Below are 17,175 nucleotides of genomic sequence, written 5' to 3'. Positions count from 1 at the left end.
GATTGTCGGTGCGCGCGATACCGCTGATCGTGGCTCTCGTGCTGAGCCTGGCCGGTTGCGGCGCGATCCCGGGACTGCCCTATCGACCCGCCGACCCGCCGACGCCGAGCCGCGCCGCCCCACCTGCCACCTCGCCGTCTCCGTCTCGGTCTCCGTCGCCGGACGCCACGCCGCCCGCGAGCGCCACCCCCGCTCCCTCGGCGACGGCGGAGGCCCTGACCGTCCCCCGGGCCCGGACGGCCATGCGCACGTGGGTGGCCCAGTACAACGCGGCGCTCAAGAAGCGCAAGTGGTGGCGGTCGAACGCCCGGCTCGACGCGCTGTTCGTCGAAGGGGCCCTGTACGAGGGCGTCCTGGAACGCAGCCGGGAGGGCTTCGGATGGAAGCCGGCGCACAAGCCGATCAACCCGACCGGCACCCCGACGATCTATGTGCCCAGGCCGGAGCGGCAGCCACCGGCCGGGGACTGGTTCATCGCGAAGGCGACCTACCGGGACACCAAGGGCCACAGCCGCCCGCACCTGCTCGCGTTCCTGCGCTCTCCCGGGCAGTCCTTCCGGCTGGCCGTCGTGACCCCGATGCACTGGGGCCAGCGGATGCCCAAGCCGCTGCTCGACGCCGACGGCTACGTCACGGACATGGACGACGCGATGGCGGCCGCCGTGGCCGAGGAGTACCGCAACTTCTGGAACGGGGACAGGAAGAAGGAGGGCGACTCCGGCTACCGCCTGGCCAAGGACAGCTACAGCCGCAAGGCGTTCCCCGCGGTCAACAAGGGGATGTACGTCGGGTTCGCCGGCCGCGGCTCGGTCTTCGGCTTCCGTACGGCGAGTGGCGGCATGTTCTTCCTGTTCGCGCTGCTCAACGACGCCAAGAGCGTCAACAACGTGCTGAGCGAGGCGGTGCTGGTGCCCAAGGGCAGCAAGGCCGTCCAGGAGCTCGGCGGAAGCTGGTTCTCCTAGGGACGCTCCTGCCCCGCGGGCGAGGTCGGACAAGGGACGACGCGGCCCGGCGCCGACACCCGTGCCGCGGTACGGCGGCCGAGCTCGGGCAGCAGGGACAGCACGCCGAGCACGGCCGGCCCGGCGCCCAGCCAGAGGGGAGCACGCAGCCCGAAGCCGTCGATGACCAGCCCGCCGGCCGACGAGTCGATGATCACCCCCAGGGTGATGAAGGAGGCGTGGACGGTGTTGACCAGCGGCCCCGGGTCGCCGGCGCGCTGGATGCGTACGGCCATCGCCGGGTTCATGGGTGAACCCGGTGACCTGGGTGAGGATCGGGCTGAGGTAGCTGAGGGCGGCGAACGTCGCGCCGATGATGAGAGTGCTGGTCGACAGCGCCAGCCACAGCCGGCCGTTCCTGAAGACCGCCATCTCCTGCCTGAGGTCGCCGTCGCGGCCGGCGCGTCCGAGGCCGGGAACGCCCGCCGTCGTGGCGAGCGCGGCGAGGACGGTCAGGGCGCCGACGGCCCAGAAGGCGGCGCGCCAGCCGAACTGCCCGCCGATCAGGGTGGACAGCGGCAGCCCGAGCAGGGTGCCGAGCATCAAGCCGTTCAGGACGACGGCGAGGGCGCGGCCGCGCACCTCCGGGCGGCTCAGCTGGACGGCCACCGAGATGGCGACGCCGAAGAACGCCTGGGAGGCGACGCCGGTGAGGCGATCACGGCGTTGACGAATCGGGCGAGCTCGGCGGGGTCGCGGGTGGAGCCGATGTCGCCGTCGCGCTGCCCGCTCCTGATCACCGCGCTCAGGCCGGCGGCCCGGCGCTCGGCGTCGCGGGCGAGCATCAGGGCGATCTCCGGGTCGCGGCCGGCGAGCTCCATCGTGGTGTTGACGGTCAAGCAGCCGAGGCCGTGGCCGTCGCGCCGGTTCTCCGCCTCCGTCCGCAGGATCCTGGCGAACAGCGCGCGGATGCGCTCGATGGCCGGGAGCTCGTGATCGTCGAGGATGCGCAGCTGGTCGGCGGTGGTGGCGTCCATGTAGCGGGTCAGTGCGTGCTTGAACAGCTCGCGCTTGTTGGTGAAGGCGTTGTACACGCTGCTGCGGTCGAGGCCGAGCGCCTCGCACAGGTCTCTGGTGGAGGTGGACTCGTAGCCGTTCGCCCAGAACGTGCGCATCGCGGTGTCCAGGGCACGGTCCTCGTCGAACGATCTCGGCCTCGCCAGACGAGCACGCTACCGGTTTTGCATCGATTGGTGCAATATGCCGGGCGCGCCGGACGGGGTTCCGCGGGTGAAGGCCGCACGGTAGGCGGTGGGCGACAGGCCGGTTCGGTGGGAGATGTGCTGGCGCAGCGAGTCCGTGGTGACCAGGCCGCTGAGCCGGGCCACCTGGCCCATGGGCAGGTCCGTGCTCTCCAGCAGCTCCCTGGCCTGTTCCACCCGCTGGTGGAGCAGCCACTGCAGCGGGCTGTGGCCGGTCTCGGCATGGAAGCGGCGGGTCAGCGTGCGCACGCTGGTGCGGGCGTGGGCGGCGAGGTCGGCGCGGGTGAGGGGCTCGTGCAGCCGCTCCAGCGCCCATGCCCGGGTGGCGGCGAGCGAGAGGCCGGTCTCGGGCGGCAACGGGGAGGCGATGAACTGGGCCTGCCCGCCGGGACGCACCGGCGCGGCCACGACCAGCCGGGCCGCGGCGTTGGCCGCGGCGGCGCCGTAGTCGCCGCGCACCATGTGCAGGCACAGGTCGATGCCGGCGGACAGGCCGGCGGAGGTCCAGATGTTGCCGTCCTCGACGTAGAGCACGTCGGGGCGCAGGTCGACGGACGGGAAGCGGCGGCGGAACTCCTCCGACCTGGCCCAGTACGTGGTGGCGCGGCGGCCCTCCAGCAACCCCGCTCGCGCCAGGACGAAGGCGCCGGTGCAGATCGAGGCGACGCGCCTGCCGGCCTCCGCCGCCCGGCGCAAGGCCCGCAGGACCCGGGGGTCGACGTCGTCGCGGGCGCCCGTTCCGGTGACGATGACGGTGTCGGCGTCCTCGACGATCTCCAGTCCGTGCGTGACGGTGACGTGGAGACTGCCGCCGGTCACGACGGGACCGGGTTCGGCGGTGCAGATCCGGACGTCGTAGCCGGGCCGGCCGTCCACGGTCATCTCGCCGAGCACCAGCTCAGGGATGGACAGGTCGAACGTCGTGGCCGGCGGGACGGCGATGACGGCCACACGGTGCATGGCCCGAACCTCCAGATACTTGGCATTCGGGCCACTATCGTACTGATCGCCGGCGGGACAGGGTGGACAACCGGTGTCACTGTCCCCTGTGTTTGGAGAAGATCGTGTCCTTTCATGTCGTCGTCGGCGCCGGAGCCACCGGATCGGCCGCCGCCCGGCTGCTGGCCGAGTCCGGGCAGCAGGTCCGCCTGGTCACCCGGAGCGGCAGTGGCCCGGTCCATCCCCGGATCGAACGCGTGTCCGCCGACGCCGGCGACGCCGCCCGGCTGGCGGAGCTGGCCGAGGGCGCCACCGTCCTGTTCAACTGCGCGATGCCGCCCTACGATCGCTGGCCGGCCGAGTGGCCGTCGCTGGCCGCCGCGTTGCTGGCCGCCGCCGGGCGCAGCGGTGCCGATTACGTCATGCTGGGCAACACCTACGGGTACGGGCCGGTCGAGGGGCCCGTCGCCGACGGGGCGCCGATGGCGCCGACCAGCCGTAAGGGCCAGGTCCGGGCGCGGATGTGGCTGGACGCCCTCGCCGCTCACGAGGCGGGCCTGGTCCGGGTGACCGAGGTCAGGGCCGCCGACTTCCTCGGCGCCGGCGCGTACTCGCCGTTCACGCTCATGGTCGGGGCGCAGGTGCTGGCCGGCGCGCCCGTCTCCTATCCGGGTGATCTGGACGCGCCCCACAGCTGGTCCTACACCGGCGACACGGCCCGCACGCTCATCGCCGCCGCGGGGAACGAGGCGTCCTGGGGACGGGCCTGGCACGTGCCCGCCACCAGCGAGCTCCCGGTACGCGGGCTCGCCCGGCGCCTGGCCGAAGCCGCCCAGGCGCCCGCGCCGCGGCTGGCGCGCATGTCCCTGCGCGAGCTGGCGGAGATCGGGCGCACCGATTCGATCATGGCCGAGTTCCCCGAGATGTTGTACCTGTACGACCGGCCCAACGTGCTCGACGCGTCCTCGACGGTCGAGATCCTCGGCGTCGCGGCGACACCGGTCGACGACGTCCTGACGGAGATGGCCGTCGCGGCGAGGAGCGTACCGGCCGCGCGCTGACCTCGCCCGCGAACCGCGAGGTCAGCGGGGGAGTTCCTCCAGTGCGGCGGTGGCGAAGGCGTGGTCCTGCTCGGGGGCGCCGCCGCCGAGGCCGATCGAGCCGATCAGGTGAACGGTCGGGGCGTTCAGCTGGAGGGTGGTGTAGGCCTTGCGGGTGCTGGTCTCGCCGGAGATCAGCACGGCGCGGTCGTCGCGGCGGCGGTGCGGGCGGCCGAGACCAGGGCCTCGGCGTCGGCGGTGGTCAGCGGGGTGAGGGTGGTGGCGTTCATGATGATTCTCCAACGGTGAGACGGATGCGAAGCCAGGACGGTCAGTCGTGGACGAGCGCGGGAACCGGGACGGCGGCGCCGGCCGGTTCCCGCGCGGGCGCGCGGCGCTCCAGGGCGGCGGACCAGAAGGCGAGCGCGAGGGCCGCGGCGGCGAGGAGGGCGCCGACCCAGTTCGGGGCGGTGTAGCCCAGGCCCGCGGCGATGACGAGGCCGCCCAGCCAGGCCGCGAGCGCGTTGCCGAGGTTGAATGCGCCGATGTTGACCGCTGAGGCCAGCGTCGGCGCGCCGTGCGCCTGGTCGAGGACGCGCTTCTGCAGCGGCGGCACGGTGGCGAAGCCCAGCGCCCCGACCAGGAAGATGCTCGCCGCCGCGGCGACCTTGTCGTGCGCGGTCAGGGTGAACAGCGCCAGCACGACCGCGAGGCCGCCGAGGGTGGTGTAGAGCAGGGGCATCAGGGCGCGGTCGGCGAACCGGCCGCCGAGCAGGTTGCCGAGGAACATGCCGGCGCCGAACAGCACGAGCAGCCAGGTGACCGCGTCGGCGGAGTAGCCGGCCACCTGCGTCATCATCGGCGCGACGTAGGTGATCGCGGCGAAGACGCCGCCGAAGCCGAGCACGGTCATCGCCATCGCCAGCAGCACCTGCGGGTTGCGGAACGCCGTCAGCTCCGGGCGCAGGCGGGTGCCTTCGGGTCGGGGTATGGCGGGCACGAGCACGGCGATGCCGAGCAGGCCGACCAGGCCCAGCACGGCGACGATCGCGAAGGTGGTGCGCCAGCCCACCGCCTGCCCGATGAAGGTGCCCAGCGGCACGCCCACGACGTTCGCGACGGTCAGGCCGGTGAACATGGTGGCGATGGCACCGGCCTTCTTGTGCGGGGCGACCAGGTCGGCGGCGGCCACCGAGCCGATGCCGAAGAACGCGCCGTGGGCCATCGAGGCCACGATCCGGCCGCCGAGCATCACGCCGAACCCGGGCGCCAGCGCGGACAGCAGGTTGCCGGCCACGAACAGGCCCACCAGCACGAGCAGCATCGTCTTGCGGCTGATCCTGGTGCCGAGCACCGTCATCAGCGGCGCGCCGATGACCACGCCGATCGCGTAGCCGGTGACCAGCAGGCCGGCGGTGGGGATGGAGACACCGTAGTCGCCGGCGATCTCGGGCAGCAGGCCCATGATCACGAACTCGGTGGTGCCGATCCCGAAGGCCCCGATGGCCAGGGCGAGGAGTGCGAGAGGCATCGCGCGACCCTTCTTACTATTGCTACTGCTTCTTGCAAGCTTCGACAATAGTTGCACGCGCGTTATAAATGCAAACGCTGGCATTCGGCTTGGGCGCGTTGATCGCGCGGTCGTCGCGGAGGGGGAGGGGCGCCTGGGGCGAGGGCTTCCGGGCCGTCGGTGGCCAGGGGCCGCTGGTGGGTGCGGCCGGGCCGGAGCCGGCTTGGAGGGCCAGGTGCCGCGGCGCGGTGGCCCCGCTGTCGGGGCGGGCGGGCTGCAGGTGGCGCGGGCTCGAAGAGGTGTCGCCGTGGGTGCGCGGGGCGCTGCGAGCGGCGGGTGCTGGGGGGTGAATGGCCTTGCAGGGGTCCGGCCGTTGTGTCCTGCCGGGAGTTCCCGGCTCTGGCTTCGTGGCGGGGGCGGGGGTTCCGGGGCCTGGTGTTGTGGCGGCTGCGGGAGTTTCGGGTCCCGGTGTTGTGGCGGCACGGCCGTCCGGTGTTCGGGCTCCGGGCGGCCGTGCTCCGCGTGGACGGATCGGTTCCGTTCGGGTCAGCCGCAGTTGCCCCACGTGGAGCGTCCGCCGATGGCGCGGGCGCCGCTGGGCGCCTCGATGACGGCCGAGTACTTCACGCAGGCGCCCTTGGCGCTCGCGTAGACCGGGCCGCCGTAGTACTTGACGGTCTCGCTCACGCCGTAGCTGCTACCGCCCTGGACGGTGAGCGTGACGTTGGTCCAGGTGCTGGTGCCGACGTAGTTGCTCTTGACGACCGTCACGCAGTTCTTGCCGGTGCTGCTGTTGTAGGTCAGGTACACCGTCCCCCAGACCTTGGTGTAGTTGTGCATCTCGCTCTGGTGCACGACCTTGTATCCGGAGCCGCAGTAGACGTCCGCGTTCGCGGCCGTCGGGATCGCCATGAGGGAGGTGGCGGCGACGAGGGTGAACGCGGCGGCCGTGAGGGTCTTCCTGAGCACAGGCATCCTTCAATCTGCTGGCATTTCGGTCATGATCTAACTCCCTTTTTTACCATATGTTCGAATGTCTCAAGATCCATAAGCGGCGGGGGAGGGGCAGAACTCCGCGGCCAGGGCGTCGTTGAAGACGCTCAGGGGCGCCCAGTCACCGTTGACCTGGGTGGTCAAACGGTGCCTGCCGTCGCGGGTGCCCATGCTGTAGCTCCACGATCCGTACGTGGCGCCGGCGTTGCCCCACACGCTGGTGCCACAGGGCAGCTTCTGTTCGAAAATGCCCAGGCCGTACCGGGTGCCGGGGATCCAGCCCGCCCCCTCGGTGGAGACGGTCGTGAGCATCTCGCGCAACTGCGCGCCCGGCAGGACGCGCCCGCCGAACAGGGCGGCGAAGAACCGGTTGAGGTCGGTGGTGGTGGAGATGAGGCCGCCGGCGGCCCAGGCGAAGGACTGGTTCATCCGGGTGGCGTCGTGGACGGTGGGCTGGGGGTCGCGGGAGAACAGGATGGAGTAGTGCACGGGGTGCGGGCCCCGGATCCCGGGGTCGGCGCCGGGCAGGGAGGTGCCGTTCAGTCGCAGGGGGCGGATGACGGTCCGGTTGAGTTCCTGTTCGAACGTCCGCCCCGTCACCTTCTCGACGATCATCGCGGCCAGGATGTAGTTGGTGTTGGAGTACTTGAAACGCCCGCCCGGCTCGCCGGTGGGCGGGTGGGCCAGGGCGATCTTCACCAGCTGCTGGGGGGTGTAGGTGTCGAAGCGGTGCTTGAACCACTCCGCGCCGCCGCCCGTGTTGAAGAACTTCTCGTCGTCGGTGTAGGCGAAGATGCCGCTGGTCTGGTTGAGCAGCTGCCTGACGGTGATCTTGCCGGGTTCGTAGGCGCTGCCGTCGAACAGGCCGGGCAGGTGCCTGTCGAGGGTGTCGTCGAGGCTCAGCCTCCCTTCGGCCGCGAGCTTGAGCACCACGGTGGCGGTGAACGCCTTGGAGGCGCTGCCGATGCGGAACCGCTCGTTCTGCCGGCGCTCGCGCCCGGTCTCGGTGTCGGACACGCCCGCCGAGCCGAACCAGGAGCGGCGGCCGTCGCGGACGTCGGCGACCATGCCGGGCGCGAGCTTGGCGGCCACCGTCCGGTCGAGCACCTGCTGCACCCCGGGATGCCCAGGAGCGGGGGAGGCGGTGGCGGGCAGGGCCGTGGCGGCCAGGGTCGCGGCGGTGAGCAGCGCTGCTTTCGCGGACTGGGACGCGGTCATGTCGGTTCCTTCCGAGGGGTGGGCCGGCGCGATACTTGATGTTCGCGACAACGGAAAAGCTAACTTGCATTCGCAAAACTGTCAATCGAAAAGTGCCTGTTCATCAGGTATTTAGCGCTACTTGCAATGGTGTGCCGATGAACGCAAGTCGCCGAAGTTGCAATGATATGGAAGCGAATGCAAGACTGCACCCGTCCGTGTGCGTACGACCAGGAAGGTGCCGCCGATGCCCGGAGGCAGGCTGACCCAGCAGGACCGCCGGCAGATCGCCGAGGGGCTGGCCGAAGGGCTGACCCAGACCGAGATCGCCGCCCGGCTGAACCGGCCGCTGTCCACCGTCACGCGAGAGGTGGCCCGCAACGGCGGCCCCGACGGCTACCAGGCCGACCAGGCGCACCAGGCCACCCGCGACCGCGCCCGCAGACGTCCGGCGGACCCTGGGTCGCGTGACCGTAAGGCGGTCACCGGTCTGGAGGAGGAGTTCACCGCGGTCATGATCGACACCGGGTTGTCGCGGATGACCGCCCGCGTCCTGGCCAGCCTCTACCTCACCGACAGCGGCAGTGCCACCGCGGCCGAGCTCACCCGCAGGCTGCAGGTCAGCCCCGCCTCGGTCTCCAAGGCGATCGGCGAGCTCGAACGGCAGGAGCTGATCCGGCGCGAACGCGACCCGCGCCGGCGACGCGACCGCTACGTCATCGACGCCGACGCCTGGTTCCGCGGCTGGACGGCCAGCGCCCGCCAGAACACGGTGCTGGCCGACGTCGCCCGCCACGGAGCGGCGACGCTCGGAGCCACCTCGCCCGCCGGGATCCGGCTGCAGGACATCGGCGACTTCTTCGACCACGTCGGCCAGGCCATGCTGCAGGCGGCCGAGGAGTGGCGGCAGGCGTACGCCGCCAAGCGGCTGAGCGGGCAGGGCTCATTCAAATAATTGATTGAGTAGGGGTGGGCCGCATGCCTTCATCAGAGGGGTCGGGGCCGGACGAGCGCGCGCAGGCAGCGAGCGGCACGCGGGAGCGCATCCTCGCCGCGTCCGTCGCCGAGTTCGGGGCCAAGGGCTACTCCGGGGCCCGGACGGCGGGCATCACCGCGCGGGCCGGCGTCAACCAGCAGCTCATCTCCTACTACTTCGGCGGCAAGCAGGGGCTGCTCGTCGCGCTGCTCACCGATGATCAGGAGAGGCCCACGCCCATGCCCACTGTCGTCTTCGGCGCCCGGGGGAACGTCGGCCGCCATGTCGCCGCAGGTCTGACCGCCTCCCGCGGGCCGGTCCGGCTGACGGGCAGGACACCTGACGCCTCCCGTGTGGCGGCGGATCTGGACGCGCCCGAGACGTTGCCCGCCGCGCTGGCGGGCGCCTCGCAGGTCTTTCTCCATGCCAAACCGGCGGGCATCGAGGGGTTCGTGACGGCCGCCCGGTCGGCCGGGGTGCGGCACGTGGTGTTGTTGTCGTCCGGGGCGGTGGTGCAGCCCGGCGTCGGCCGCAATCCCATCGCGCGGGACCATCGCGTCGTGGAGTCGGCCCTGGAGGAATCAGGGCTGTCCTGGACCTTCATCCGTCCGGGGATGTTCGCCACCAACACCCGCTGGTCGTGGACGCAGGCCGTCAAGGGCGGTGAGCCGGTGCGGCTGCCGTACCCGGATCGTCGCCTGCACCCGCGACCTGGCCAAGGGCTGCGGGAGTCCGGCTGGCTGGACGGTTGCCCCGTCACCACCACGGCGCTGGAGAGCGCGGGCCGGGTGCCCGAGATCCAGCAGGCCGCGGAGGACGTCTACGAGAATTGGCGCACGGCTGGTCCGCGACAAGCTCAGCCGCTCCGGCATCGCCGGCGACATGGCGGACGACCTCGCCCACAGCGTGATCAAATGCTGGAAGGCGCGGAGCTGTCGCCGCAGGTGTCCCAGAGCGAGGCACCGCTGGAGATCGCCGGCAGGCATCTGGCACGGCTTGTCGACTCCTACCGATGAGTCGAGCCCGCTCACGGCTGTCGCGCCGGCTTTCTGAGCACCTCGGTCAGGGCCGAGATGCTCTGATCGCCGTAACCCGCCTCAGCCGCCCGCCTGACCAGGGCATGCAGCGGGGCGAGCCAGGCCGTGTCGACGTTCGTCTCCTTGGCCAGGTCCTCGTCGTGGGCTGCTCCCGCGAGGAACAGGTTCACGGAGGAGGCGGCGTCGGTGTAGTCGCCGCTGTCGATCTCCCTGGCGTAGATCGGCAGCAGGGACTTGATCATGTCCAACCACTTGCCGGCGAAGCGCACGATCGTGTTCACTTCCAGCCCGCGCGCCTGGACCGCGGCGGCGCCCTGGAAGAAGCCGGCGAGAGCCGGCAGCAGCATGGCGCCCACCGCCATCTCGTACAGGGCGGCCAGGTCGGCCTCGTCGCCGAGGCGGACGGTGTCGCCGCCCAGCACCTTCAGGGTCGTCTCGAACTCCTCGAAGGTCGCCTTGTCGCCGCTGTAGTACAGCAGGGTGTCCGGGGCTCCCACGGCCGAGGGCACGTTCTTGACCGCGCCGGCCAGGAACCGGGCGTCGTGGCCGATGGCCCAGGCGGCCGTCTCGCGGGCGCCGGCCGGGGAACCGCTGTTGAGGGTGACCAGGGCCCGTCCATGCAGCGAGGCGGCGGCGGGGCGCAGTGCCAGCCGGGTGTCCTCGAAGGTGGTCAGGCAGGTGATGACCAGGGGGCTTGCCGTCACCGCGTCCTCGATGGCCTTTGCATGTCCGGCTCCCATGGCGATGAGGGGCGCGGCCTTGGCGGCGGTCCTGTTCCAGACGGTGGTCGGGTGTCCGGCCCTGACGAAGGCCTCGGCCAGTGCCGTGCCGTGCCCATCGAGCCCAGTCCGATGACGGTCACGGGTGTCATGTTCTTGGCAGTCATATGCATGCTCCAGCCACAGAGATGAGGAGAAGGCGCGCTGTCCTGGGGACCGATGTGGTCTGGTGCGCGCCTGGTTCATGCTGGCCGGAGCACGTACACTCTCTCAAGTACCGACATTTTTGCCGGGTACTGACCTAAGTGTGAGTATGGGCCGGTGAAGGAGACGAAGAAGCGCGCGTTCACCTGCGGTCTCGACGCTGCCATCGCCGTCATGGGGGGCAAGTGGAAGGGACTGATCCTGTTCGCGCTCCAGGATGGTCCCCTACGCTTCGGGGAGTTGCGGCGCGCGGTGCCCGGCATCAGCGAGCGGGTGCTGATCCTGCAGTTGCGGGAGATGGCGACCACCGGGCTGCTGCATCGTGAGGTCTATCACCAGGTCCCGCCGAAGGTGGAGTACTCGCTCACCGAGTTCGGCCATTCACTGAACACCGCGATGGCGTCGCTCGGGGAGTGGGGCGAGGAGCACATCAAGCGCATCGAGGCCATTCCGTGGGACCAGGTGGGGTGAACTGGCGCGGATGGACGCTCCGACTGCCCGCCTTGGGGCATTCTCGCCGGCGGGAAGACCTGAACAGCTCCACGCGAAGTCGCAGTTCAACACGTATTGGACAGGTCGCGCGCGGCGCCAGTGTCCTCGGCCGGCTGACCCGGCTGCGCAAGTCGAGCCGGCCCAGCCGGGTCGCGCGGACACTTGCCTGAAAACGGCTGGTGGCGCCGAGCAGTGTGCTCACTTCGCCCGCCACCCGCGTGACCGTCCGGATGGAGACTCCCAGCGCGCGGGCGGTCGCCGAGTCCTTGCGTGCGGGGCGCGTACCCGCACCCCTCTGGCGAGCGCGCGCTCGGATCTCTCCAGGCCCTCGGTCAGCGACGCGGGCGTCCAGTCGGTGACCGGATGCATGCTGAGGATCTCGTGCCCGGCCTGTTCGCTCAGTTCCATGATGCGCCGGGCCGGCCGGGTCGCCATCTCGTCTCGCGTGACGAACTCGACGTCCATGTCGCGCTCGGCGCGGGCGGGCAGGTTCAGGTAGCTCCGGGCGACCGCGGCGGCCCTGACGTGCTGCTCCACCGCCATCGTCGCCGGACGTGCGCACCGGGTCGCGGATCATCTTTCCCTGCGACTCAGAGTCGCGGCGCCGCTCTCGACGGAGTGCAGGTCGATGGGCGAAGGCAGCGGCGCCGTCGCCGGTGTTCCGGCAGGAGGCGTGGGGAGAACGCGCCGATGGCCGCTGCCGGGCCGGTCAGGATGTCTCTTGACGGGCCTGGTTCGCCTTCGCGTTGGACTGCCGCATCAGCAGGTCGGTCGCCAGTTCCACCTCCACCTCGACCCGCCGCAACGCCCGCAGCGCGTCGCCCAGGTCGGTGAGGTCTTCGCCCAGGGCCGCGGCGGCCTCCCGTACGGGGCGGAGAACGTCGGGGATGCTCTGGCGGTGCTCGTCCATGATGTGACGGTATGACACCGGCGGCCGGGTCGTCACCAGCGACCTCGGCCCCAACCGTCAGCGCCTCGCGCTCAGAGCGCGTTCGATCCTCTGGCTCGGAATGGCGCTGGCGGCGGTCCCCTACTGGCAGAACGGGGGCGGCCCGAACAGGTTCGCGGTGGACATCACATTTGCCGGGCGGCGGACATGTGCGAACCCGGTCCGGCAGTCCCACCGCCGAGCCCCTGATCGACTACGCGGGGCAGACGCTACCCGGCGGTGTCGGGGCCGGGGCGTCGCTCCCGGTGTCGGGCCAGCATCTGGCCGCCGACGTCGACATAACCGGCGAACAACCCGATCACGTCCTGCAGTCGCTCCTGCGCGGGCCCGGGGTGCACCAGGGCCTCGCCCTCGCGCAGGGCGGCGATCAGGGTCCTGGCCCGCGCCTGGCTGGCCTCCAGCAGCGACTCGATCCCCCCGGTGGCCTCCACCAGGAGCCGCCGGCTGCCGGGCTGCGGGATCACCCTGGCCAGCCCCCAGGAGTCGAGCTGCCGTACCGCGGTGCTCACCGCCCCCTTGCTCAGCTCCAGCTCGGCGGCGATGGTGTCGAGCGAGATCGGCTCCTCGGTGAGGAGCAGCAGCCCGTAGACGCGCCCGGTCGCGTGCGGCAGGTTCCACGAGGCCAGCAGGTCGCCCACCGAGGTGACGAACGTGTGCCGCGCGCTCATCGCCGCGCCTGCCCCGGCGCCGGGAGCGTGCACAGGAACGCGTCGATCGCCTCGTTGACCGCCTGCGGGTCGTCCTGGTTGGCGATGTGGCCCGCGCCGGGGACGACGACCTCCTCGACGCCTTCGGCGCGGGCCCAGCCGGGCATGGCCGAGGCGATGTTGCCGGTGGTGTCCCGCTCGCCGCGGATCAGGCACAGGGGCACCGGCGTGCGGTAGCCGGGGTCGGGCGAGAGGAACTCGACGGTGGCCCGCCACACCTGCACGAACTCCTTCTTCGGCAGCCGGCCGAAGGCCCGCCGGGCGTCGTCCCTGGCGGCCGGGGTGGTCGCGGAGGCGTCGGCCATCAGCCGCGGCAGCCTGCCGGCGGGGATCATCGTCAGCATCGGCGCGGCCGCCCGCAGCAGCAGGCGGTCCCGCCAGGACAACGGCGCCGTGTTCGGCGTGGCGTCGATGACGACCAGGGCGCGGGCGAGGCCGGGATGCCGCCGTACGACGGCCTGGCTGAGGTTGCCGCCGAGGGACTGCCCCACGAGCACCGGCCGGTCCAGCGCCAGGTGCTCGACCAGCGCGCACAGGTCGGCGATCGCCTGCTCGGCGGTGAAGCGCACGCCGGCCGGGCGGGAGAGGCCGTGGCCGCGCAGGTCCCAGGTGACCACGCGGTACCCCCGGGCCCGCAGGTGCCGGGCCTGGGCGTCGAACATCACGTGGTCGGCCCCGGCGCCGTGCGAGAACACCACCGGCACGCCGCCACCCCCGCTGTCGGCGTAACGCAGGTCGCAACCCCGCAGGGAAAGGACGGACGGTAGATTCACCATATTCTGAATATAGCGAACCTCAGGCGGAACGGGCGACGTACAGGATCCGGTCGTGGGCCTCCTCGTCGGCCGGATCGCGCACCGAGGTGCCCACCAGCCCGTGGGCGGCCACCACGCGCAACCCGGCCAGCTCCGCGGCCCGGCGTACCGTGCGGTCGGAGTGGTGGCGCTGCACGTGCCGCATCGACAGCCGCTCCCAGCCCGCGCCGGCCCGTTCGAACAGGTCGAACTGGGTGATCACCACCTCGTCGGCCTCGATCCGCGGCGAGTGCGCGAACCAGGCCACGTACCGGTCACCGCGGTCGGCGACCACCGGTACGCCGAACGTGCGCCGGTAGTAGCCGATGGTGTTCAGGTCGAAGACCACCAGCCCGCCCGCGGCCAGCCGGTCGCGCGCCGCCGCCAGCGCCTGCCGCAACTGGCCGGCGCTCGTCAGGTACGTCAGGGGCACGTCCACGCAGGCGACCACGTCGAAGCCGGACAGCTCCGGCGGCGGCCGCAGGAGTGATCCGACCAGGAAAGGGATGTCATCGGCACCCGGCCGCCGCCGCGCGGTCGCCACCATCGCCGGGGACAGGTCGTAGCCGGTCACGTCGAAACCGCGTTTCTTGAAGGCCGTGCTGCTGCGGCCGGTGCCGCAACCGGCGTCCAGCAGCCGCCGCCCCCCGTCGCCGTGCCGCTCCACCGCCTCGGTGAAGCGGTCCACCAGCGCCTCGGTGTCCATCTGCGCGTTCAGCTCGTCGTAGCGGGCGGCGACGCCTTCGTAGGCCGCCAGGGTCTCCTCGACATGCGACATGCGTGCCTCCTGAACGGCCGGCGGGCCGGGTGACCGCGCCGGGCCCTCGGCCCGGCGCGGTCGCTCGAACTCGATTACCAGATGTACCAGGCCTGCCGGTTGACCCGGCGGCCGGTGACGCGGCGCAGCAGCTTCCTCATGGGGGATCACCTCCTTCCTCGACGAACCGCTGGTGGTCAGGTCTGGCGCGCCGTACGGCGCAGCTGGAAGGTCGGAGGCGTGATGATGCCCTCGACGTGGGGCCGCCCGGTGCCGCCGCGCACCTCCAGGCGGGCGGCGTCGGTCAGGGCGGCGAGCAGGTCGGTGGCCAGCGCCTGGGCGACGCCCGCTCCCGCGCAGGTGAACGGGCCGCCGCCGAAGGGCAGGTAGGGCCCGCGCGGCTCGGGGCCGTCCCAGCGGCCGGGCCGGAACGTGGTGGCCCCCGGCCAGTGCCGCTCGTCGCGGTGGAGCAGGTAGGGGCAGACGGACACGCTGTCGCCCGGCTCCAGCGGCACGCCGCCGACCTCGTGGGCCTGGCGTACCGGGCGGCCGAGCAGCCAGGCCACCGGCCACAGCCGCAGCGACTCGCGTACGGCCGACTCGGGCGGCACGGCGGCCAGGTCGACGCCGTGGGCCGCCGCCGACAGCAGCGCCCAGGCCACCGCATGGCCCACCGGCGCGACCGAGGTGCGGAAGAGCAGCAGGTACACCTGCGCCACGTGGTCCGCGGGCGTCTCGGGCGAGGTTGCGCTCAGCACGGCGTCCAGCAGGTCGCCGGGCCGCGCCTCGTCCGCCGGCTCGTCCCGCCGGGCGCGCGCCTCGGCGGCGATCGTCCGTACCACGCGGGCCCACAGGGCGCGCCGCGACAACCGTGCGAGCCGGCCGGCCGGACGGATCAGCACCTCGCGCCGCACGACGTGCGCCATCAGCTCCCGCAGGGCGGGCGGGCTGTCCGGCCGCAGCAGGGCGTCGGCCAGGAACCGGTGCACGGCGGCCCGCCCGGCCGACGGCCACTCGCTGACCTCGCCCAGCTCCGCCACGACGGCGGGCAGCCGCTCGCGACGGGCGGCCACGTGGGCGCGCAGCGTCGTGCGGGCCGCCCGGCCGATCGCCACCTGCGTCGCCCGCGGCCCGAGCAGCCCGCCGCCGACGTGGAAGAAACCGGACACGTCGTCGTAGTCGCCCGCCTCGTCGTGCAGGATCCGCAGGGCCTGGTCGGGGTCGGCCACGCACAGCGACGCGTCGTCGGGCAGGCGGAACACCGGCCCGCGCTCGCGCGCCGCCCGCTCCACGAACCCCAGCGGATCACGACGGTAGTGCCGCGCCGCGCCGTGCGGCCACGGCCGCCCCTGCTCGGGCACGACCCGATCCGGTTCTCCGACCGTCGTCATCCCACCTGCCCCATGCCATCCGTGAATCGGGTGTACACGCAGGCGGCGCAGGTGCGCCCCCCAGGAGAACGGTGTCGCCCGGCCGTGCCGGGCGCCACGAAAACCAGGAACAGCGGCAGTGTACAGGCCGTGCCCCGGCACGCCGGTGGCCAAGTGATCAATGGGATCAGCGTGATCACATTGACCAATGTCACCGGCGTGCCGGACCCGTCGTCCCCGGATCGGGCGGGGGCTTCCCCGGCTCAGATCCAGCCGAGCTTGGCGGCGCGGACGCCTGCCTGGAAGCGGCTGTCGGCGCCGAGCTGGGCGGTCAGCTCGGCCACGACCCTGGTCACCGTGCGGTTCGAGACGCCCAGGGCGCGGGCGATGGCGTCGTCCTTGGCGCCCGTGGCCAGCAGGCGCAGCACCGCGCGCTGCTGCTCGTTGAGCTCTTCGCCGTCGGCCGCCCTGGGGACGTCGCCCGGTTCGGAGGCGGTCATCCAGCAGTAGTCGAACAGGGCGGCGTAGGAGGCGACCAGCCCGCGGCCCTCGATGAGCATCGCGCCCGCCATGAGGTCGCCGGGCATCACCTCGACCACGGCCAGCTCGCGGTCCAGCATGATCAGCCGTACCGGGACGAACGGCATGGTGCGCACCTCGACCCCGCCCTCCAGCATGCCCTGGACGTGCTCGCGCATCGCCGGCTGGGCCAGCTGGCTCTGGGCGTGCATGATGCGCACCCGCACGCCGCGGGCCACCGCGCGCACGTCCTCGGCGCGGGAGTCCCGCAGCCGTTCCGGCTCCCAGGCGTGCGGCATGTGCATGCCCATGACCTCCTCGCGGGCCCGTTCCGTCGCCGCCCGCAGCTTCACGCGCAGGGCCTCCACGTTGGACCGGGGGAAGAACTCGACGTGGGCGTCCTGGGGGTCGCCGTCCAGTCGCAGGTAGTGCTCGGTGAGCTCCCTGGAAGCCGCCCGCTGCTCGGCGAGCATCCCGAGCAGCTCCTCGCCGCCGAGCAGCATGCGGCTCAGCGCCGCCATCGCGTCGACGGCGATCTCGGCACCGGGGTTGAGCAGGCCGAGCCTGGTCAGCCGGTCGCGTGTCCGCTCGACCTCGGCGCCGCGCAGCCCCAGCCCGGCGGCGGCCGCGCCGAACGACTCCCGGTGCCGGCGCATGCGTGTGTACACCCGCCTGGCGGTGGCCTCGTCGCTCACGTACCTCTCCTGTCCGCTTCCCGCCATGGCGGGAAGGGGAAGTCGTCATCCCTGTCGTCGCCGCTCGTCGTGCG

The 17,175-nt window shown here is 72.0% G+C and carries 20 protein-coding genes and 1 pseudogene; 5 read left to right on the top strand and 16 right to left on the bottom strand.

The features are described from left to right. Positions 1 to 8: 8 nt before the first annotated feature. Positions 9 to 962, top strand: a complete 954-nt coding sequence (locus tag ABZ444_RS46250; protein WP_358010652.1) for a hypothetical protein — start codon at positions 9 to 11, stop codon at positions 960 to 962. Here the strand turns inward: ABZ444_RS46250 and ABZ444_RS46245 are convergent. The 4 genes and pseudogenes from ABZ444_RS46245 to ABZ444_RS46230 form a co-directional block, all read right to left on the bottom strand. After that, a complete protein-coding gene (locus ABZ444_RS46245; RefSeq protein WP_358010651.1) occupies positions 959 to 1,249 on the bottom strand; it encodes a hypothetical protein in 291 nt (96 codons plus the stop codon). The genes ABZ444_RS46250 and ABZ444_RS46245 overlap by 4 nt on opposite strands. Before the next feature lie 61 nt (positions 1,250 to 1,310). After that, positions 1,311 to 1,610 (bottom strand): annotated as a pseudogene (locus ABZ444_RS46240) (MFS transporter); the annotation flags it as partial. Beyond that, positions 1,595 to 2,116, bottom strand: coding sequence for a TetR/AcrR family transcriptional regulator (locus ABZ444_RS46235; RefSeq protein WP_358010650.1), 522 nt, complete (start codon positions 2,114 to 2,116; stop codon positions 1,595 to 1,597). The gene ABZ444_RS46235 and the pseudogene ABZ444_RS46240, both read right to left, overlap by 16 nt. 57 nt (positions 2,117 to 2,173) lie before the next feature. After that, on the bottom strand, positions 2,174 to 3,163 hold the full coding sequence (locus ABZ444_RS46230) for a DJ-1/PfpI family protein (RefSeq protein ID WP_358010648.1): 990 nt from the start codon (positions 3,161 to 3,163) through the stop codon (positions 2,174 to 2,176). Positions 3,164 to 3,267: 104 nt separating this feature from the next. On the opposite strand from ABZ444_RS46230, the gene ABZ444_RS46225 reads away from it, so the two are divergent. Beyond that, positions 3,268 to 4,203: an NAD-dependent epimerase/dehydratase family protein gene (locus ABZ444_RS46225; protein WP_358010647.1), complete on the top strand. Its 936-nt coding sequence runs from the start codon at positions 3,268 to 3,270 to the stop codon at positions 4,201 to 4,203. 21 nt (positions 4,204 to 4,224) lie between these two features. Here the strand turns inward: ABZ444_RS46225 and ABZ444_RS46220 are convergent, their stop codons facing one another. From ABZ444_RS46220 to ABZ444_RS46205, 4 genes are all read right to left on the bottom strand, one after another. Continuing rightward, a complete protein-coding gene (locus tag ABZ444_RS46220; protein WP_358010646.1) occupies positions 4,225 to 4,383 on the bottom strand; it encodes a hypothetical protein in 159 nt (52 codons plus the stop codon). A gap of 130 nt (positions 4,384 to 4,513) precedes the next feature. Further along, complete coding sequence (locus ABZ444_RS46215) at positions 4,514 to 5,713, bottom strand: MFS transporter (RefSeq protein WP_358010645.1); 1,200 nt, start codon at positions 5,711 to 5,713, stop codon at positions 4,514 to 4,516. A gap of 525 nt (positions 5,714 to 6,238) precedes the next feature. Then, complete coding sequence (locus tag ABZ444_RS46210; RefSeq protein WP_358010644.1) at positions 6,239 to 6,661, bottom strand: spore-associated protein A; 423 nt, start codon at positions 6,659 to 6,661, stop codon at positions 6,239 to 6,241. Between the two features lie 69 nt (positions 6,662 to 6,730). Continuing rightward, positions 6,731 to 7,903, bottom strand: coding sequence for a serine hydrolase domain-containing protein (locus tag ABZ444_RS46205; RefSeq protein ID WP_358010643.1), 1,173 nt, complete (start codon positions 7,901 to 7,903; stop codon positions 6,731 to 6,733). Positions 7,904 to 8,129: 226 nt separating this feature from the next. On the opposite strand from ABZ444_RS46205, the gene ABZ444_RS46200 reads away from it, so the two are divergent. Beyond that, complete coding sequence (locus ABZ444_RS46200; RefSeq protein ID WP_358010642.1) at positions 8,130 to 8,837, top strand: MarR family transcriptional regulator; 708 nt, start codon at positions 8,130 to 8,132, stop codon at positions 8,835 to 8,837. A gap of 23 nt (positions 8,838 to 8,860) precedes the next feature. Beyond that, on the top strand, positions 8,861 to 9,874 hold the full coding sequence (locus ABZ444_RS46195) for an NAD(P)H-binding protein (protein WP_358010641.1): 1,014 nt from the start codon (positions 8,861 to 8,863) through the stop codon (positions 9,872 to 9,874). An 11-nt stretch (positions 9,875 to 9,885) separates the two neighbouring features. On the opposite strand, the gene ABZ444_RS46190 is transcribed toward ABZ444_RS46195, so the two are convergent. Then, positions 9,886 to 10,860: an NAD(P)-binding domain-containing protein gene (locus ABZ444_RS46190; RefSeq protein ID WP_358010639.1), complete on the bottom strand. Its 975-nt coding sequence runs from the start codon at positions 10,858 to 10,860 to the stop codon at positions 9,886 to 9,888. A gap of 75 nt (positions 10,861 to 10,935) precedes the next feature. On the opposite strand from ABZ444_RS46190, the gene ABZ444_RS46185 reads away from it, so the two are divergent. After that, positions 10,936 to 11,289 carry a helix-turn-helix domain-containing protein gene (locus tag ABZ444_RS46185; RefSeq protein ID WP_358010638.1) on the top strand — a complete coding sequence of 118 codons (354 nt, stop codon included), beginning with the start codon at positions 10,936 to 10,938 and terminating at the stop codon, positions 11,287 to 11,289. A gap of 219 nt (positions 11,290 to 11,508) precedes the next feature. On the opposite strand, the gene ABZ444_RS46180 is transcribed toward ABZ444_RS46185, so the two are convergent. The 7 genes from ABZ444_RS46180 to ABZ444_RS46150 form a co-directional block, all read right to left on the bottom strand. After that, positions 11,509 to 11,853, bottom strand: a complete 345-nt coding sequence (locus ABZ444_RS46180) for a hypothetical protein (RefSeq protein WP_358010637.1) — start codon at positions 11,851 to 11,853, stop codon at positions 11,509 to 11,511. A gap of 166 nt (positions 11,854 to 12,019) precedes the next feature. Further along, a complete protein-coding gene (locus ABZ444_RS46175) occupies positions 12,020 to 12,220 on the bottom strand; it encodes a hypothetical protein (RefSeq protein WP_358010636.1) in 201 nt (66 codons plus the stop codon). Positions 12,221 to 12,468: 248 nt separating this feature from the next. Continuing rightward, entirely contained in the window at positions 12,469 to 12,927 is a 459-nt protein-coding gene (locus ABZ444_RS46170; protein WP_358010635.1) for an HTH domain-containing protein, read from the bottom strand. After that, positions 12,924 to 13,742 (bottom strand): alpha/beta hydrolase, encoded by an 819-nt coding sequence (locus ABZ444_RS46165; protein WP_358010633.1) that lies wholly within the window; start codon positions 13,740 to 13,742, stop codon positions 12,924 to 12,926. Before ABZ444_RS46165 ends, ABZ444_RS46170 begins: the two co-directional genes overlap by 4 nt. 19 nt (positions 13,743 to 13,761) lie before the next feature. Then, the gene (locus ABZ444_RS46160) at positions 13,762 to 14,538 is read right to left on the bottom strand and encodes a methyltransferase domain-containing protein (RefSeq protein WP_358010632.1); all 777 of its coding nucleotides are present in this window, start codon (positions 14,536 to 14,538) and stop codon (positions 13,762 to 13,764) included. Between the two features lie 176 nt (positions 14,539 to 14,714). Then, on the bottom strand, positions 14,715 to 15,908 hold the full coding sequence (locus ABZ444_RS46155) for a cytochrome P450 (RefSeq protein ID WP_358010631.1): 1,194 nt from the start codon (positions 15,906 to 15,908) through the stop codon (positions 14,715 to 14,717). Positions 15,909 to 16,150: 242 nt separating this feature from the next. Then, entirely contained in the window at positions 16,151 to 17,101 is a 951-nt protein-coding gene (locus ABZ444_RS46150) for a LuxR C-terminal-related transcriptional regulator (RefSeq protein ID WP_358010630.1), read from the bottom strand. Positions 17,102 to 17,175: the final 74 nt, after the last annotated feature.

The organism is Nonomuraea sp. NPDC005730 (genome assembly GCF_040630865.1).
In the GTDB taxonomy this organism is placed as follows: Bacteria; Actinomycetota; Actinomycetes; order Streptosporangiales; family Streptosporangiaceae; genus Nonomuraea.
The sequence above is the reverse complement of the archived record's forward strand: the minus strand, read 5'-3'. Positions and strand labels throughout refer to the sequence as shown.

Coding starts and splice junctions, on each gene's coding strand:
- ABZ444_RS46245 (WP_358010651.1), bottom strand. CDS start 1,249: ATGAACCCGGCGATGGCCGTACGCATCCAGCGCGCCGGCGACCCGGGG.
- ABZ444_RS46235 (WP_358010650.1), bottom strand. CDS start 2,116: ATGCGCACGTTCTGGGCGAACGGCTACGAGTCCACCTCCACCAGAGAC.
- ABZ444_RS46230 (WP_358010648.1), bottom strand. CDS start 3,163: ATGCACCGTGTGGCCGTCATCGCCGTCCCGCCGGCCACGACGTTCGAC.
- ABZ444_RS46215 (WP_358010645.1), bottom strand. CDS start 5,713: ATGCCTCTCGCACTCCTCGCCCTGGCCATCGGGGCCTTCGGGATCGGC.
- ABZ444_RS46205 (WP_358010643.1), bottom strand. CDS start 7,903: ATGACCGCGTCCCAGTCCGCGAAAGCAGCGCTGCTCACCGCCGCGACC.
- ABZ444_RS46200 (WP_358010642.1), top strand. CDS start 8,130: ATGCCCGGAGGCAGGCTGACCCAGCAGGACCGCCGGCAGATCGCCGAG.
- ABZ444_RS46195 (WP_358010641.1), top strand. CDS start 8,861: ATGCCTTCATCAGAGGGGTCGGGGCCGGACGAGCGCGCGCAGGCAGCG.
- ABZ444_RS46190 (WP_358010639.1), bottom strand. CDS start 10,860: ATGAACCAGGCGCGCACCAGACCACATCGGTCCCCAGGACAGCGCGCC.
- ABZ444_RS46180 (WP_358010637.1), bottom strand. CDS start 11,853: ATGGCGGTGGAGCAGCACGTCAGGGCCGCCGCGGTCGCCCGGAGCTAC.
- ABZ444_RS46175 (WP_358010636.1), bottom strand. CDS start 12,220: ATGGACGAGCACCGCCAGAGCATCCCCGACGTTCTCCGCCCCGTACGG.
- ABZ444_RS46170 (WP_358010635.1), bottom strand. CDS start 12,927: ATGAGCGCGCGGCACACGTTCGTCACCTCGGTGGGCGACCTGCTGGCC.
- ABZ444_RS46165 (WP_358010633.1), bottom strand. CDS start 13,742: ATGGTGAATCTACCGTCCGTCCTTTCCCTGCGGGGTTGCGACCTGCGT.
- ABZ444_RS46160 (WP_358010632.1), bottom strand. CDS start 14,538: ATGTCGCATGTCGAGGAGACCCTGGCGGCCTACGAAGGCGTCGCCGCC.
- ABZ444_RS46155 (WP_358010631.1), bottom strand. CDS start 15,908: ATGACGACGGTCGGAGAACCGGATCGGGTCGTGCCCGAGCAGGGGCGG.